Source organism: Streptococcus pluranimalium, assembly GCF_047785745.1.
Classification (GTDB): domain Bacteria; phylum Bacillota; class Bacilli; order Lactobacillales; family Streptococcaceae; genus Streptococcus; species Streptococcus pluranimalium_B.
On the sequence record NZ_JBLOJT010000007.1, the window covers coordinates 15,848 to 30,670 of the forward strand.

A 14,823-nucleotide genomic window follows, 5' to 3' on the forward strand; every position below is an offset into this window, starting at 1 on the left:
CAGCAGAAAGAGGGTTACTCTCAGTTTTACCTTAAGCGAGTTCGGGATGGTGAAAGCCGAATGGTAGAAGAGATTAATTGGAACTTTTGTCAACAATTAAAAAACAAATGAAGTCATAAATTAGGGTGGAACCGCGTTTTAACGCCCCTATGTCAGTCAGACATGGGAGTGGAGAAACGTGGTTTTTTATGATGAGTGAGGAAAATTATGGAAGTTCATTACCTAGTGGCTAGCCAAGAGGAGCTAAAAAATTATCAGGATTTTTATCAAAAGCACCAATCCCAATTAGCAGATTTCGAAGTATTTTTGAGAACACATTATGCTCTTGAAGAGTTACCGCAAATGCTAGTATTCTCAAATCTTGCAGGAGCAACATCCATTGTTCGTGATATTACGATACCTGCTTATACTAATGACACTAGACTTGTGATGACTCCTGAAATAGATATCTGGAAGCAGATTTATCTAGCGCAGCTAGACGATTATCCTAATGAGGATACTAGTGCTATAAAAGCTCATTACAGTCGCTTATCGGAAAACCATCTCCTTCAAATTATTGGTCATGAGTTAGCGCATTGGTCGGAACTCTTTGAAGATGACTTTGATGATTATCACAGCTTTATTTGGTTTGAAGAAGGTATGGTTGAGTACCTTAGTCGTCAATACTTTTTGACAGCTGATGAATTTCAAGCTGAAAAAAACTGTAATGAGGCACTGGTTGATTTGTATCAGAAAAAATATGGTTGGCATTCACTTAATGATTTTGGGAAAGAAACTTATGAGGGGAACTATGCCAGTATTTTTTATGAGTACTGGAGAAGTTTTCTAACGATTGATCAACTTGTCTCCAATTTAGGATCGGAAAAAGAAGTGTTTTCCCTCTATCATCAATGGTTGCAAACCCATCACTCACAGCCTTTATTAGATTGGTTGATAGATAATAACTTTTTGGAAAAAGAGTTCTAATCTAGAATTAGCTAGAAAATCATACCTTTTCACAGTGTCAGTGGCAATTTTCTCCTGATGGTCGAATTGCCACACGCTCATCGCTAGGACCACTGAGCTAGACACTGCACTAACTCGTCGTTTGTCGCGATATCGGCGACATACGACTCCTGTCGCAAGAAATTGATATAATGGAGGACAATATGTCTAAAAAACTAACGTTTCGCCTAGGCATTGTCAGTAACTCCTTGTCAGTCGAACTGACAAAGGGCGATCGCTGAGAAGCGACTTGCCTAGCCTATGCACTAGCTCGCTTTCAGCAGCAATATCGGCTACTGATGCTCACGTCGCAAGAAAAAATTGAAAATGGAGAAATTTATGTCAACAAAAAAATTAACTTTCCAAGAAATTATCTTGACTTTACAACAATATTGGAATGATCAGGGCTGTATGCTGATGCAGGCTTACGATAATGAAAAAGGTGCTGGTACTATGAGTCCTTACACTTTCCTTCGCGCCATTGGTCCTGAGCCATGGAATGCGGCTTATGTAGAGCCTTCACGTCGTCCAGCAGATGGTCGTTATGGGGAAAATCCTAATCGCCTCTACCAACACCACCAATTCCAAGTGGTCATGAAACCATCACCATCAAATATCCAAGAACTTTACCTTGAGTCTTTAGAGAAATTGGGTATCAATCCTTTGGAACATGATATCCGCTTTGTTGAAGATAACTGGGAAAATCCATCAACTGGATCAGCTGGTCTGGGTTGGGAAGTGTGGCTTGATGGGATGGAAATCACTCAGTTTACTTATTTCCAACAAGTTGGTGGTTTAGCAACATCACCAGTAACGGCCGAAGTGACCTACGGTTTAGAGCGTTTAGCATCCTACATCCAAGAAGTTGACTCGGTGTATGATATTGAGTGGGCACCAGGAGTCAAATATGGTGAAATTTTCTTACAGCCTGAGTATGAGCATTCTAAATATTCCTTTGAAATCTCAAACCAAGATATGCTCTTGGAAAACTTTGAGAAATTTGAAAAAGAGGCTGGTCGTGCCTTGGAAGAAGGCCTTGTTCATCCAGCTTATGACTACGTTTTAAAATGTTCTCATACCTTTAACTTGCTAGATGCGCGTGGAGCGGTTTCGGTTACAGAACGTGCTGGTTACATTGCCCGCATCCGTAACTTAGCGCGTGTTGTTGCTAAAACTTTTGTGGCTGAGCGTAAAAAACTTGGCTTCCCACTTCTTGATGAAGAAACGCGTGCCAAACTCTTGGCTGAAGATGCGGAATAAGTAGGTAGAAGAATAATTTCGGAGAAAGGAACTAAATACGGGCTAGGACTATGTCAAAAAATAAAGCATTCCTAGGTGCAAGCACCTGAGTGATTTTCAATTTTAACAGTGTCCGCTAAAGACCCTTGGTATTTTAATTATGGTAAAAAATCTATTAATCGAACTTGGTCTGGAGGAACTTCCAGCCTATGTTGTCACACCTAGTGAACAACAACTTGGAGAGCGCTTAGCTGCTTTCTTTAAGGATAACCGTCTCTCTTATGAAGACATCAAAACTTTCTCAACACCTCGTCGTTTGGCGGCGCGTGTGACAGGTCTTGCTGACCAACAAACGGACTTGACAGAGGATTTTAAAGGTCCTTCTAAGAAAATTGCTCTTGATGAAGAGGGAAATTACACCAAAGCGGCTCAAGGTTTTGTGCGTGGAAAAGGGTTGACGACGGATGATATTGAATTCCGTGAAGTCAAAGGTGTTGAATACCTCTATGTCACCAAAAACGAAGCTGGTAAACCAGCAGAAGAGGTTTTAGCTGATATTCCTCAAGTGCTTAATCAAATGACCTTCCCAGTTAACATGCACTGGGCTAAAAATAGCTTTGAATACATTCGTCCAGTACATACCTTGACTGTTCTCTTGGATGACAAGGCTTTGGAGATGGACTTCCTAGATATTCAGTCTGGTCGTGTCAGTCGTGGACACCGTTTCCTTGGTCAAGAAACGGAGATTGCTTCAGCGACTTCTTATGAAGATAACTTGCGTGCGCAATTTGTTATCGCCGATGCCAAAGAGCGTGAGGACATGATTGTTGAGCAAATCAAAGCTATTGAAGATGCGGAGAATGTTCAAGTGGAAATCGATCGAGATCTTCTTAATGAAGTCCTGAACTTGGTCGAATACCCAACAGCTTTCATGGGTGCCTTTGATGCCAAGTACCTTGAGATTCCTGAAGAAGTTTTGGTAACGTCAATGAAAAACCACCAACGTTATTTTGTGGTGCGTGACCAAGATGGCAGCTTAAAACCTAACTTTATCTCTGTTCGTAACGGTAACGCTCAACACATCGAAAACGTGGTTAAAGGGAATGAAAAAGTTCTTGTAGCACGTCTGGAAGATGGGGAATTCTTCTGGCGTGAAGACCAAAAACTCAAGATTGAAGATTTAGTGGCTAAGTTAGCTGATGTCACCTTCCATGAAAAAATCGGTTCTTTGGCAGAACATATGGAACGTAGCGGTGTCATCGCTCAATACTTAACTCAAAAAGCAGGACTTTCAGCCGATGAAAGCAAGGCAGTCACTCGTGCTGCTCAAATCTATAAATTTGACTTGTTGACCGGTATGGTTGGTGAGTTTGATGAATTGCAAGGTCTTATGGGTGAAAAATATGCCCTTCTTGCCGGTGAAGACGCTGCTGTTGCGACAGCTATTCGTGAACACTATCTGCCAAGTTCAGCTGACGGTGACTTGCCAGAGACTAAGGTTGGTGCGGTACTAGCTCTTTCTGATAAGTTAGATACACTTCTCTCATTCTTCTCTGTAGGGCTCATCCCTTCAGGTTCCAACGATCCGTATGCTCTTCGTCGTGCGACTGCAGGTATTGTTCGTATCTTGGATGCTTTCGGTTGGGAAATGCCATTAGATGAATTGATCAATGATTTGTATGCCTTATCATTTGATAGCTTGCCTTATGATAATAAAGCCGACGTCATGAGCTTTATCCGTGCCCGTGTGGATAAAATGATGAACAAAGCTATTCCAAAAGACATTCGCACAGCTGTTCTTGAGAGTACCAACTATGTGGTGACTGAACAATTAGCTGCCAGCTCGGCTATTTTCCAAAAATCAAAAGAAGCAGATTACAAAGAAGCTGTTGAAAGCTTATCACGTGTCTTCAATCTGGCTGAAAAAGCAGAAGGGAACGCTGTTGATGCAAGCCTCTTTGAGAATGAACCAGAAAAAGCTCTCTATGAAGCCGTTGAAGCTTTAGAAATGAATCATGACATGCTTGCTAATGTGGAAGCTCTCTTTGGTTTAGCACCAGTCATCACAGACTTCTTTGACAATACTATGGTTATGGTAGAGGATGAGGCACTCAAAGCCAATCGTCTAGCCATCTTGAAAAATCTAGCTGATAAAGCAAGCTATGTAGCTATTTTCAATCAGTTGAACAGTAAATAATGTCAGCATGATTAAGCCATTAATAGAAAAATAGAGAAAGGAAGACTGAGATTAACCTATCAAGCTATTATTTTGACTGTCCCTTGAAGCCTTGCTTTGGTTACCTTCACACAACAGAAGTATAGAGTGTTTAAGGACTGAATGACATAGGTTTTGTTGTCAATGATTATGGCTTTGAATACGATCGGAAACGCAAGGTTTAGATGAACTGTCTCGGAAACAAGCAGCCGTTGCTAGTTTTCTAAATTCTGAAAGTTTTCTTATCGGTCTTAGTATTGGAAATTTGGATCAAGTAAAAATTAACCGCATCAACGAATTAGCTAAAAAGAAAAAGACAGTTGGTCTGACAGGTGAAGAAAAAGTAGAGCAAGAGCAGCTTCGCCGCGAATATATAGATGGTTATCGTAAATCATTGCGTCACCACATCGAAGGGATTAAACTGGTAGACGAAGATGGTAAGGATGTAACTCCAGAAAAACTTCGTCAAATTCAACGTGAAAAAGGCTTGCATGGGCGTAGCCTAGATGACCCTGAATCTTAATAAGAACAGAAGTAGAGAGTGGGACAAAAATCGGTAATTCGTCAGAATTCGATTCCCCTCACTCTTTTATTTTTAGATTCGGGCTGAAACGGTCTATCCCCAGACCGTCTCACTCCCATCTCCGCACAGTTGAGTAGGGCTGTAAAAGCTGATAGAATCAGTGAATTAAAGCCCACTCAACCACTGCGTCTTGCTTGATAATCTAAAATGAATTGAGAGGTTAGGACTTTTGTCCCAGCCTCTATTTTTTATTGTAAGTACTTTTCATCCTCATTATTTATTTTCTAAGAAAAGTTTTGATATTCTAAAAAACAGATACCATCTTTTTCACAAAGTATTGAGAGTCATTGCGACAAAAGGCATGTGAAATCTATGTCATTCTCATAAGGAAGATTGTGAAAAAAAGTTCTTTAAGAAAAATAATGAAAACTAATGCAAAATATTATCAGTTTTGGTATAGTTAAACAGTAATAAAAGTAAGCGCTTACCAAATAAGCGTCATCAGGAGGAAAAATATGTCGGAAGAAAAATACATTATGGCCATCGACCAAGGGACGACCAGCTCTCGTGCCATTATCTTTGACAAGAAAGGAAAGAAAGTTAGTAGCAGTCAGAAAGAATTTCCACAGATTTTCCCGCAAGCTGGCTGGGTAGAGCATGATGCCAACCAAATCTGGAATTCAGTACAATCTGTTATCGCAGGGTCTTTCATCGAATCAGGGATTAAACCTGAGCAAATCGAGGCTATTGGGATTACCAATCAGCGTGAGACAACAGTCGTTTGGGATAAGGAAACAGGACTCCCGATTTATAATGCTATTGTTTGGCAATCTCGCCAAACAGCACCACTAGCTGATCAGCTGAAAAAAGATGGTCATACCGAAATGATTCATGAGAAAACGGGTCTTGTTATTGATGCTTATTTCTCGGCGACTAAAGTCCGTTGGATCCTAGATAAGGTTCCTGGTGCTCAAGAACGTGCTGAAAAGGGCGAGTTACTCTTTGGAACGATTGATACTTGGTTAGTTTGGAAATTAACAGACGGTGCAGCCCATGTGACGGATTATTCTAATGCTGCTAGAACCATGCTTTATAATATCAAAGATCTCAAATGGGATGATGAGATTCTAAGTTTACTGAATATTCCTAAAGCTATGTTGCCAGAAGTTAAATCTAACTCAGAAATTTATGGACATACAGCTTCCTTTCATTTCTATGGTGGTAAAGTACCTATCTCAGGAATGGCTGGAGACCAACAAGCGGCTCTCTTTGGTCAGCTAGCTTTTGAAAAAGGTAAGATTAAAAATACCTATGGTACAGGTTCTTTCATCATTATGCATACTGGCGAAGAGATGCAGTTGTCTAAAAACAACCTGCTCACAACAATTGGATATGGTATTAATGGTAAGGTTTACTATGCCTTAGAAGGATCAATCTTTATTGCTGGTTCAGCTATCCAGTGGCTTCGTGACGGTCTTCGAATGATTGAAAATTCACCAGAATCTGAAGAACTAGCTCTGAAATCCAAAGATGACGATGAGATTTATGTGGTACCAGCCTTTACAGGACTTGGCGCTCCTTACTGGGACTCTAACGCTAGGGGAGCTGTCTTTGGCTTAACACGTGGTAGCAGTAAGGAAGACTTTGTCAAAGCTACCTTACAATCTATTGCTTATCAAGTTCGTGATGTGATTGATACCATGCAATTGGATACAGGTATTGCTATTCCTGAACTTCGTGTGGATGGTGGTGCCGCAATGAACAATTTCCTCATGCAGTTTCAGGCTGATATTCTTGGTATTGATATCGCCCGAGCTAAGAATCTGGAAACAACAGCTCTTGGAGCAGCTTTCTTAGCAGGATTGGCAGTAGGCTACTGGGAAGATATGGAGGCTATCAAAGAACTCAATGAAACGGGACAACTCTTCCAAGCAACTATGAATGAATCACGCAAGGAAAAACTTTATAAAGGCTGGAAACGTGCCGTTAAAGCAACGCAAGTCTACGCTGCTGACGGTGAAGAATAGGAGCAGTATATGGAATTTTCACAAGCAACAAGACAATTATCTCTTCAAAAAATGCAAGATAGAACCTTGGATCTACTGATTATTGGTGGTGGTATCACGGGAGCAGGTCTGGCCTTGCAAGCTGCAGCTAGTGGACTCGATACTGGCTTGATTGAAATGCAGGATTTTGCGGAAGGGACAAGTAGTCGTTCGACTAAGCTAGTTCACGGTGGTCTTCGCTATCTCAAACAGTTTGATGTTGAAGTGGTAGCTGATACGGTTTCTGAGCGTGCAGTTGTTCAACGCATTGCCCCTCATATTCCTAAGCCAGACCCAATGCTTTTGCTGGTTTATGACGAAGAGGGCACAACTTTCAATATGTTTGGTCTCAAGGTTGCCATGAATCTTTATGATTCCTTAGCTGAGATTGGCCCGGATTCGCCATTTGCCAACAAGGTTTTGAGTAAGCAAGAAGTCTTGGAACGTGAGCCTGACTTGCAAGCCGATGGTCTCCTCGGTGGTGGTGTTTATCTTGATTTTAGAAATAACGATGCCCGTTTGGTGATTGAAAATATCAAGCGTGCTAATCGCGATGGTGCCCTTATTGCCAGCCATGTTAAGGCAGAGGATTTTTTACGAGATGATAAGGAAAAAGTGGTTGGGGTGATAGCAACTGACCTTCTTACCGGGGAAAGATTTGAGATTAAATCCCGTGTGGTTATCAATGCGACAGGACCGTGGTCTGATACCATTCGAAATTTTGGTAATAGCGAAAATCCTATCCATCAAATGCGTCCAACTAAGGGGGTTCACCTAGTGGTAGATCGTCAGCGCCTCAATGTTTCTCAACCGGTCTATGTTGATACTGGCCTCAATGATGGCCGTATGGTTTTCGTCCTTCCGCGTGAGGATAAAACTTACTTTGGTACGACAGATACCGACTATCAAGGGGATTTTGAACACCCAAGGGTAACACAGGAAGATGTGGATTATTTGACTGGAGTTATCAATCATCGTTTCCCTCAAGCTAACATCACCGTCGATGATATCGAAAGCAGCTGGGCAGGACTTCGTCCACTCTTAGCAGGCAATAATGCTTCGGATTATAATGGTGGCAATTCTGGTAAACTCAAAGATGAAAGCTTTGACGCTTTGATTGATTCAGTTAAAGCCTACCTTAACCAAGAAAAATCACGCCATGACGTTGAAGAAGTTTTAGGACATATGGAAACCATGTCTTCGGAAAAAGAGCTCAATCCATCTGCCGTTTCACGTGGTAGTAGCTTTGATCGTGACGATAATGGACTCTTTACCTTGGCTGGCGGTAAAATTACTGACTACCGTAAAATGGCTGAAGGAGCTCTTAAGAAAGTCTTGCATGTTCTTGATGAAGAATTTGGTCGCAAGTTCCGCTTGATTAACTCTAAGACCTATCCTGTTTCTGGTGGTGAACTCAATCCTGCTAAGGTCGATTCTGAAATTGAAACTTACGCCCAACTGGGTACCCTCAGTGGTCTTGAAATGGACGATGCTCGTTACCTAGCAAATCTCTATGGATCAAATGTTCCTAAAGTCTATAACCTCGCAAGAAGTGTTGAAGCAGCACCGGGTCTTGATTTGAAAGAAACCCTTTCCCTTCATTATGCCATGGATTTTGAAATGGCTTTGAGCCCAGCTGATTTCTTCTTGCGTCGAACCAACCATATGCTCTTCAAACGCGATGAGCTGGATGCTTTGGTAGAACCTGTGATAGCAGAAATGGCCAAACATTTAGAATGGACAGCAGAGGAAAGAGCAGAACAGACAAGGGCTTTCCAAGAGCTTCTTGAAGAAAATGATTTAGCAATCTTAAAAAGCTAATGCACGTGATCAAAAATAGTGAAAGGAAACATTATGGATATTTTTGGTGAATTTATTGGAACTGCCATCTTGGTGTTACTTGGTAATGGTGTCGTAGCAGGTGTTGTTCTTCCTAAAACGAAAAACCATGCTTCAGGATGGATTGTGATTACCATGGGATGGGGTCTCGCAGTTGCAATGGCAGCCTTTATCTCAGGAATGGTTGCTCCAGCCCATCTTAACCCTGCTGTCAGTCTAGCTTTTGCACTCAAAGGAGATATTTCTTGGGGAACAGCCTTGATTTATAGCCTGGTACAAATTCTAGGTGCCATGCTAGGGTCACTCTTGGTTTATCTTCAATTCAAACCGCACTATGATGAAGCAGATAATCAAGCTGATATTTTAGGAACCTTTGCGACAGGACCAGCTCTTCCAAATACCTTTTCAAATTTCTTATCAGAAGTTTTGGGAACCTTGATTTTGGTCTTGGCTATTTTGGCAATTGGGACCTATAAAATGCCTCCAGGTTTAGCAACAATTGGTGTTGGCATGTTGGTTATCAGTGTTGGTCTATCACTCGGTGGTACAACTGGTTATGCGATCAACCCAGCCCGCGATTTCGGACCGCGCCTCCTACATGCCCTACTTCCTATCAAACAAAAAGGCGATTCAGACTGGGGCTATTCATGGATTCCAATTCTCGGCCCAATCGTCGGTGGCTTATTAGCTGTGTTAATCTTTAAAGTGATGATGTAAGTAGATCATAAAAAAGTTATACCTCCAAATCCTTTATGGGTTTGGATATTTTTGTCTGTTAAAAAGGACAAAAATATATCGAAAAAAGTCTTTTTAATAAACTAAAATAAATAAAAAAAGGGGATATACGTGAGTTTGTAATTTAAGCTTATTTTTTTTCAAAATAAATAAGAAAAAGAATAAGCTTTTTTGTAAGCGTTTTCGTGATAAAATGAAATCATAGAAAGGATGAATGATTTGAAAACAAGAGCAATAAAATTATTAGAACGACTTTTGAATTCATCGTTACCAATTTCTACAAAGCAAATAAGTAAAGAATATAAAGTTTCTGAAAGAACTATAAAAAATGATATTGATGAAATTAATGATAATTTTTTACTTAAATATGGGTTTCCATTGATTGAAAATATTAGGTCGAAAGGCGTTATATTAAATACTGATAAACGCGATAGAGTGATTATATTAGATAAACTAAAAATAGAATTTAAAGAAAATTTTTTAACTCGTGATGAGAGGTTAAAAGAGTTATTTTTATCAATTATTTTTTCAAAAGATAAGGTTTTTTTGAATAAAAAACGTGAGGAGTACAAGGTTTCAAAATCGACAATTGATGATGATATAAAAATATTAAGACAATTGTTAGATGAAGTTAATTTGAAGATTGTTAGTCATCCTAAAAATGGATTAAAAATTATGGGTGATGAGTTAACAATTAGGTCATATACCTACAAATTATGTTTAGCTTATTTTGAAAAATATCCAAATTCTATACAGAATAATACAGATTTTATCATGTCAAATTACTTTTTAGCAGATGATTTAAATCAAGTTGATAGACTATTTTCAAAACGTATTTTTGATAATGATGAAAATATTTATAGAGCAAGCATGCTTACATATACCGTTATATGGGTTATGAGGATGCAACAAGGGAATTTTTTATCAAAAAGTTATAGTACACATGATAGTAGTTCTTCGGCAGTCATGACCTTTATTGATGATATTATTGAAAATTATCAACTTGATGTCAATTTAGAAGAAAGAAACTATATTTCTTCTGTGTTGGACTCTATTAAACATACAAATAGTGTGGTCACTCCTAATTGGGGGCAAATTCAATTATTCATCTTACAACTGATAAATTATGTTTCACTGCAAGTGGGAATTCCATTTGGAAAAAAAGAAAAATATTTACAAGAAAATCTTTATTTTCATATTTCTAACATGCTTATTAGAATAAAAAATGGTGTCCAACTTATTAATCCTCTAAAAGACAAAATAAAGGAAACGTACGTTCCAATCTATGAGGCTGTTGAAATGTTCTGTAAGAATTTAGAAATATTGCTGGAGAGCCAGATTTCGGAAGATGAAATTGCTTTTATTACAATTCATTTTTCTACGGTTTTAAGCGAGTTAAGACAACAAGAAGATTACTATTTCAGAGCAGTAGTAGTTTGTAACCAAGGAGTTGCAACGAGTAAATTATTATCTGAGAATTTAAAAGAATATTTTGATGTTGAAGTTTTAGCTACTTTGAGTAGTAGAGAGATTGAGTTTATTGATAAACTTGATATTGATTTGGTCTTTTCAACAGTGAATATTGACTACTATAATAAACCGTTGATGATTTTAGATCCAATCATTCAAGATAAAACTAAAATTGAGATTACTGATTTTTTAAATAAAAATATCCATCTTAGAAAGAGGATTTCCAAGAGTCAAGATAATACAAAACTTTTTCAAGAAATTTTGAAAGAAGTTGAAAAATCAAGGACAATTGATTCTGATGTTTATAATAATCTGAAGGATATTTTTTCGTCAAATGGATATCAAGTTAATTTGAGGGAGGTTCAGCCTGTGATAAGAGATATCTTAAAAATGGACAATATTATTATTACAGAAGAAAAATTTAATTGGGAGGAGGCAATTGAAAAAGTAGCTAATCCGTTAGTGGAAAAAAACATTATTACAAGTGATTATATTGATGCTATGACTAATAGTGTAAAAGAATTTGGTCCTTACATAGTCATCGGTCCTCATTTGGCTTTAGCTCATGCTAGACCAGAAGATGGTTGTAATGAATTAGGACTTAGTCTGGGAATTTTTAAAGATCCAGTAGAATTTGGTGAAGAAGAAAACCAGCAAGTTAAAGTTATTTTTTGCTTATCTGCAATTGATTCATTCTCTCATTTAGGGATTATGAAGGATTTAGTAAATCTAATTAGAAGTACCGATAAAGTTGAAAAATTATCACACGCTAATAGTGTTGAAGAAGTTAACGAAATTTTATTCAGTGATGTCAAGGAGGAAAAGTAAATGTCAAAAAAAGCTAATATTTTATTTGTATGTGGTGCTGGTCTTGGAAGTAGTTTTGCAGCTCAAATGGCAGCAGAAGATGTCTTAAATAAATACAGAGTTGATGCTAAATTAGACCATGTAGATATTTCAACTGCTGCATCTTCAAGTCCAGATATCATTATTACTGCCCAGAATTTCGAAAAACAATTTAAACAATTTACAATAGATGAGGACAAAACTTCTATTATTTATTTGAAAAATATTGTTTCTTCTAAAGAAATTGAAGAAAAATTAATTCCAATATTGAAGGACAGACAAATTATCGATTAATTTATGTAAACAAATCCCCATACTTAATCTGACGAGGAGGAATGACATCATGGGAGTTGTCAATTTTATTATTAATAACATTTTAACTCAAGCCTCAATTACTATTTCTTTAATTGCGATGCTTGGATTGATTTTACAGAAAAAATCTGTAGGACAAGTAATTTCGGGAACATTAAAAACTCTGCTAGGTTTTCAAGTATTATCTGCAGGTTCCAGTGTTATTGTGGGTAGCTTAACATACTTTGGAGAAATCTTCCAAAAAGGCTTCCATACCCAAGGTATTGTTCCCTCAATTGAAGCGATTAATGGTCAAGCAATGAACGAATTAGGTTTAGGAAGTTCAATAGCGTTAACATTCTTAGCTATCTTTATTTTTAATATTATTTTTGCTCGATTCTCAAGATGGAAATACATATTCCTAACTGGCCAAGCTCTATTATGGATGGCTACAATGACTACTGTTTTCGGTTATTTTGCAGGGTTAAGAGGATTCTGGTTAGTTGTTGTTGGAGGTTTTATTGGTGGTCTCTTCACAGTTGCAATGCCAGCAATCGCTCAACCTATTATTAGAAAAGTAACAGGCTCAAATGATATTGCTTTAGGGCACTTCTGTACAATCGGATACCTATTTGAAGCTGGAGTTGCTAAAGTATTTGGTGAACGTGGAGAAAATAAAAAATCTATAGAAGATATTGAACTCCCTAAAGCTTTTGATTTTCTTCAAGATACCTATCTATCAGTTATGGTCGTAATGGTACCAATGTATTTAATTGTTGCATTTTTTGCAGGTCCTAGCGCTGTAGAGGTTGGAAGTCAAAACTATTTGATGTATGCGTTTTTACAAGCTATTCAATTTGTAGTTGGTGTTTACATTCTTTTAGCAGGCGTTCGTCTTCTCTTAGGTGAAATTGTTCCAGCGTTTAGAGGTATTGCAATGAAATTGGTTCCAGATGCTATTCCAGCTCTGGACTGTCCAGTATTTTTTCCATATTCCCCTAATGCAGTTATTTTAGGATTTATCACAACAACAATTGGAACTGTCTTAGCAATGTTTATCTTACCAGTATTTGGTTTGGCAATGATTCTCCCAGGTATGTTAACGAATTTCTTTGCAGGAGGTACGGCAGGTATTTTTGGTAATGCAGTAGGTGGAAGACGTGGTGCAATTATTGGTGGTATTGCACATGGTTTCTTTATTACACTTCTTCCAGCACTATTAGTTACAGCATTTAATCAATTAGGCTTTGTGAATGCAACGGCGACTGATGTCGATACTGTGGCAGCGGCCTTATTATATGCTTGGCTCTTAAATCCTATTTTTAAAGCATTTAGCTAGAGAAGGAGAAATAATGTTTGGTTTTCTAAAAAAGAAAAAAGATGATTATATTTCTAATAATCAATCGAAAGAGGAATTTATACTAATAACTGAAGAAGAGCAGTCCAAGATTCTATTGCAAATCGATGAAGAGAAAAATCTCTTATTTAATGCTAGGGATAATCATGAAAAGGCTATCATTCTTGAAAGGATTGGTCTCTTATATAGTAGATTAGGAGACGATGATTCAAGTATTAAATTTTTAGAAGAGAGTTTAGATAATGAGCTTTCAATGGGTGATGGTTATAAAAAACTAATGACATTATATAACAGTAAGAGAGCTAAAGCTGCTAAAAATAGAGATGACGATGCCATTGATTACTACATGAGAAAAATGGATGAGATGCGAAATATTGCCAAAAAAGCTACTTTAACACGATAAGGGGAAAAAGATGTATAAAACATTAAAAGACTTAACTAATCAAGCTGAAAAATTAAATATGACTGTCGGTGCATTTAATATGCATAACTTAGAAATGTTACCTGGTATGATTAGAGGTGCTAAAGAATTAGGCGCACCCATTGTCATTCAGACTAGCGTAGATACTGCTAAATATATTGGATATTCAGTAATTGTGGCAGTAGTAAAACAACTGGCAAATGAGCTTATGGTCGATGTAGCGCTTCATTTAGATCATGCTAGAGATTTTGATGCAATCAAAGATGCAATTGATGCAGGGTATTCAAGTATTATGTTTGATGGGTCGAATCTTCCATTTAAAGAAAATATTGCAAAAACGAAACTTGTTGTTGAGTATGCTCATACAAGAGGTGTTTCTGTCGAAGGTGAGTTAGGAACTATAGGAGGTACTGAAGAAGGGATTTCGGTTTCTGAAGAGGATAAAGTTTACACTAGAGCTGAAGATGCGGTTGTATTTGTTAGAGAAACAGAAGTGGATGCATTAGCTGTTGGAATTGGTACTAATCATGGACAATTCAAGTCAAAAACGGATGTACAAGTTCCACTATTAAAAGAAATTCACAGTGTGGTTGATGTTCCGCTAGTTATTCATGGTGGAACAGGAGTTAAAGAAGAAGACTATCCAGAACTTATTAATAATGGTATCCGTAAATTTAATGTTGGTACTGAACTATTAGTTAATTGGACTCAAGAAGCAAAAGAGTGTTTTGCCGAAACAGCTGTTAATAAATCTCTAAGACATAATATTATCCCAGCTAATGAAAAGGTGAAAGAGATAGTAAAACATAAAATTGCTCTGTTTATGAATTTAGGAGAAAAATCAAATTTGGAGTAATA

General features: G+C 37.8%; 12 protein-coding genes. All 12 read left to right on the plus strand.

What is annotated here, in order from left to right; translation table 11 throughout:
* Window positions 1-207 precede the first annotated feature (207 nt).
* The 12 genes from ACMZ6U_RS02175 to ACMZ6U_RS02230 all read left to right on the plus strand — a co-directional run bounded on the left by ACMZ6U_RS02175 (window position 208) and on the right by ACMZ6U_RS02230 (window position 14,821).
* Complete coding sequence (locus ACMZ6U_RS02175; protein ID WP_416106012.1) at window positions 208-966, plus strand: elongation factor Tu; 759 nt, start codon at window positions 208-210, stop codon at window positions 964-966.
* A 357-nt stretch (window positions 967-1,323) separates the two neighbouring features.
* Window positions 1,324-2,244 carry a glycine--tRNA ligase subunit alpha gene (gene glyQ / locus ACMZ6U_RS02180; RefSeq protein ID WP_416106013.1) on the plus strand — a complete coding sequence of 307 codons (921 nt, stop codon included), beginning with the start codon at window positions 1,324-1,326 and terminating at the stop codon, window positions 2,242-2,244.
* Window positions 2,245-2,383: 139 nt separating this feature from the next.
* A complete protein-coding gene (gene glyS, locus ACMZ6U_RS02185; protein WP_416106014.1) occupies window positions 2,384-4,420 on the plus strand; it encodes a glycine--tRNA ligase subunit beta in 2,037 nt (678 codons plus the stop codon).
* Between the two features lie 283 nt (window positions 4,421-4,703).
* Window positions 4,704-4,961: a DUF896 family protein gene (locus ACMZ6U_RS02190; protein WP_104968797.1), complete on the plus strand. Its 258-nt coding sequence runs from the start codon at window positions 4,704-4,706 to the stop codon at window positions 4,959-4,961.
* Between the two features lie 515 nt (window positions 4,962-5,476).
* Window positions 5,477-6,988: a glycerol kinase GlpK gene (gene glpK / locus ACMZ6U_RS02195; protein WP_416106015.1), complete on the plus strand. Its 1,512-nt coding sequence runs from the start codon at window positions 5,477-5,479 to the stop codon at window positions 6,986-6,988.
* Window positions 6,989-6,997: 9 nt separating this feature from the next.
* Window positions 6,998-8,827: a type 1 glycerol-3-phosphate oxidase gene (gene glpO / locus ACMZ6U_RS02200; protein ID WP_416106016.1), complete on the plus strand. Its 1,830-nt coding sequence runs from the start codon at window positions 6,998-7,000 to the stop codon at window positions 8,825-8,827.
* Window positions 8,828-8,860: 33 nt separating this feature from the next.
* Entirely contained in the window at window positions 8,861-9,562 is a 702-nt protein-coding gene (locus ACMZ6U_RS02205) for an MIP/aquaporin family protein (RefSeq protein WP_416106017.1), read from the plus strand.
* 237 nt (window positions 9,563-9,799) lie between these two features.
* A complete protein-coding gene (locus ACMZ6U_RS02210) occupies window positions 9,800-11,878 on the plus strand; it encodes a BglG family transcription antiterminator (RefSeq protein WP_416106018.1) in 2,079 nt (692 codons plus the stop codon).
* Window positions 11,879-12,190, plus strand: a complete 312-nt coding sequence (locus ACMZ6U_RS02215; RefSeq protein WP_416106019.1) for a PTS sugar transporter subunit IIB — start codon at window positions 11,879-11,881, stop codon at window positions 12,188-12,190.
* 49 nt (window positions 12,191-12,239) lie between these two features.
* Window positions 12,240-13,526, plus strand: coding sequence for a PTS sugar transporter subunit IIC (locus ACMZ6U_RS02220; RefSeq protein WP_416106020.1), 1,287 nt, complete (start codon window positions 12,240-12,242; stop codon window positions 13,524-13,526).
* 13 nt (window positions 13,527-13,539) lie between these two features.
* Window positions 13,540-13,947, plus strand: coding sequence for a tetratricopeptide repeat protein (locus ACMZ6U_RS02225; RefSeq protein ID WP_416106021.1), 408 nt, complete (start codon window positions 13,540-13,542; stop codon window positions 13,945-13,947).
* A 10-nt stretch (window positions 13,948-13,957) separates the two neighbouring features.
* Complete coding sequence (locus ACMZ6U_RS02230; RefSeq protein WP_416106022.1) at window positions 13,958-14,821, plus strand: class II fructose-bisphosphate aldolase; 864 nt, start codon at window positions 13,958-13,960, stop codon at window positions 14,819-14,821.
* Window positions 14,822-14,823: the final 2 nt, after the last annotated feature.

Coding starts and splice junctions, on each gene's coding strand:
- ACMZ6U_RS02215 (WP_416106019.1), top strand. CDS start 11,879: ATGTCAAAAAAAGCTAATATTTTATTTGTATGTGGTGCTGGTCTTGGA.
- ACMZ6U_RS02220 (WP_416106020.1), top strand. CDS start 12,240: ATGGGAGTTGTCAATTTTATTATTAATAACATTTTAACTCAAGCCTCA.
- glyQ (WP_416106013.1), top strand. CDS start 1,324: ATGTCAACAAAAAAATTAACTTTCCAAGAAATTATCTTGACTTTACAA.
- ACMZ6U_RS02205 (WP_416106017.1), top strand. CDS start 8,861: ATGGATATTTTTGGTGAATTTATTGGAACTGCCATCTTGGTGTTACTT.
- ACMZ6U_RS02175 (WP_416106012.1), top strand. CDS start 208: ATGGAAGTTCATTACCTAGTGGCTAGCCAAGAGGAGCTAAAAAATTAT.
- ACMZ6U_RS02225 (WP_416106021.1), top strand. CDS start 13,540: ATGTTTGGTTTTCTAAAAAAGAAAAAAGATGATTATATTTCTAATAAT.
- ACMZ6U_RS02230 (WP_416106022.1), top strand. CDS start 13,958: ATGTATAAAACATTAAAAGACTTAACTAATCAAGCTGAAAAATTAAAT.
- glyS (WP_416106014.1), top strand. CDS start 2,384: ATGGTAAAAAATCTATTAATCGAACTTGGTCTGGAGGAACTTCCAGCC.
- glpK (WP_416106015.1), top strand. CDS start 5,477: ATGTCGGAAGAAAAATACATTATGGCCATCGACCAAGGGACGACCAGC.
- glpO (WP_416106016.1), top strand. CDS start 6,998: ATGGAATTTTCACAAGCAACAAGACAATTATCTCTTCAAAAAATGCAA.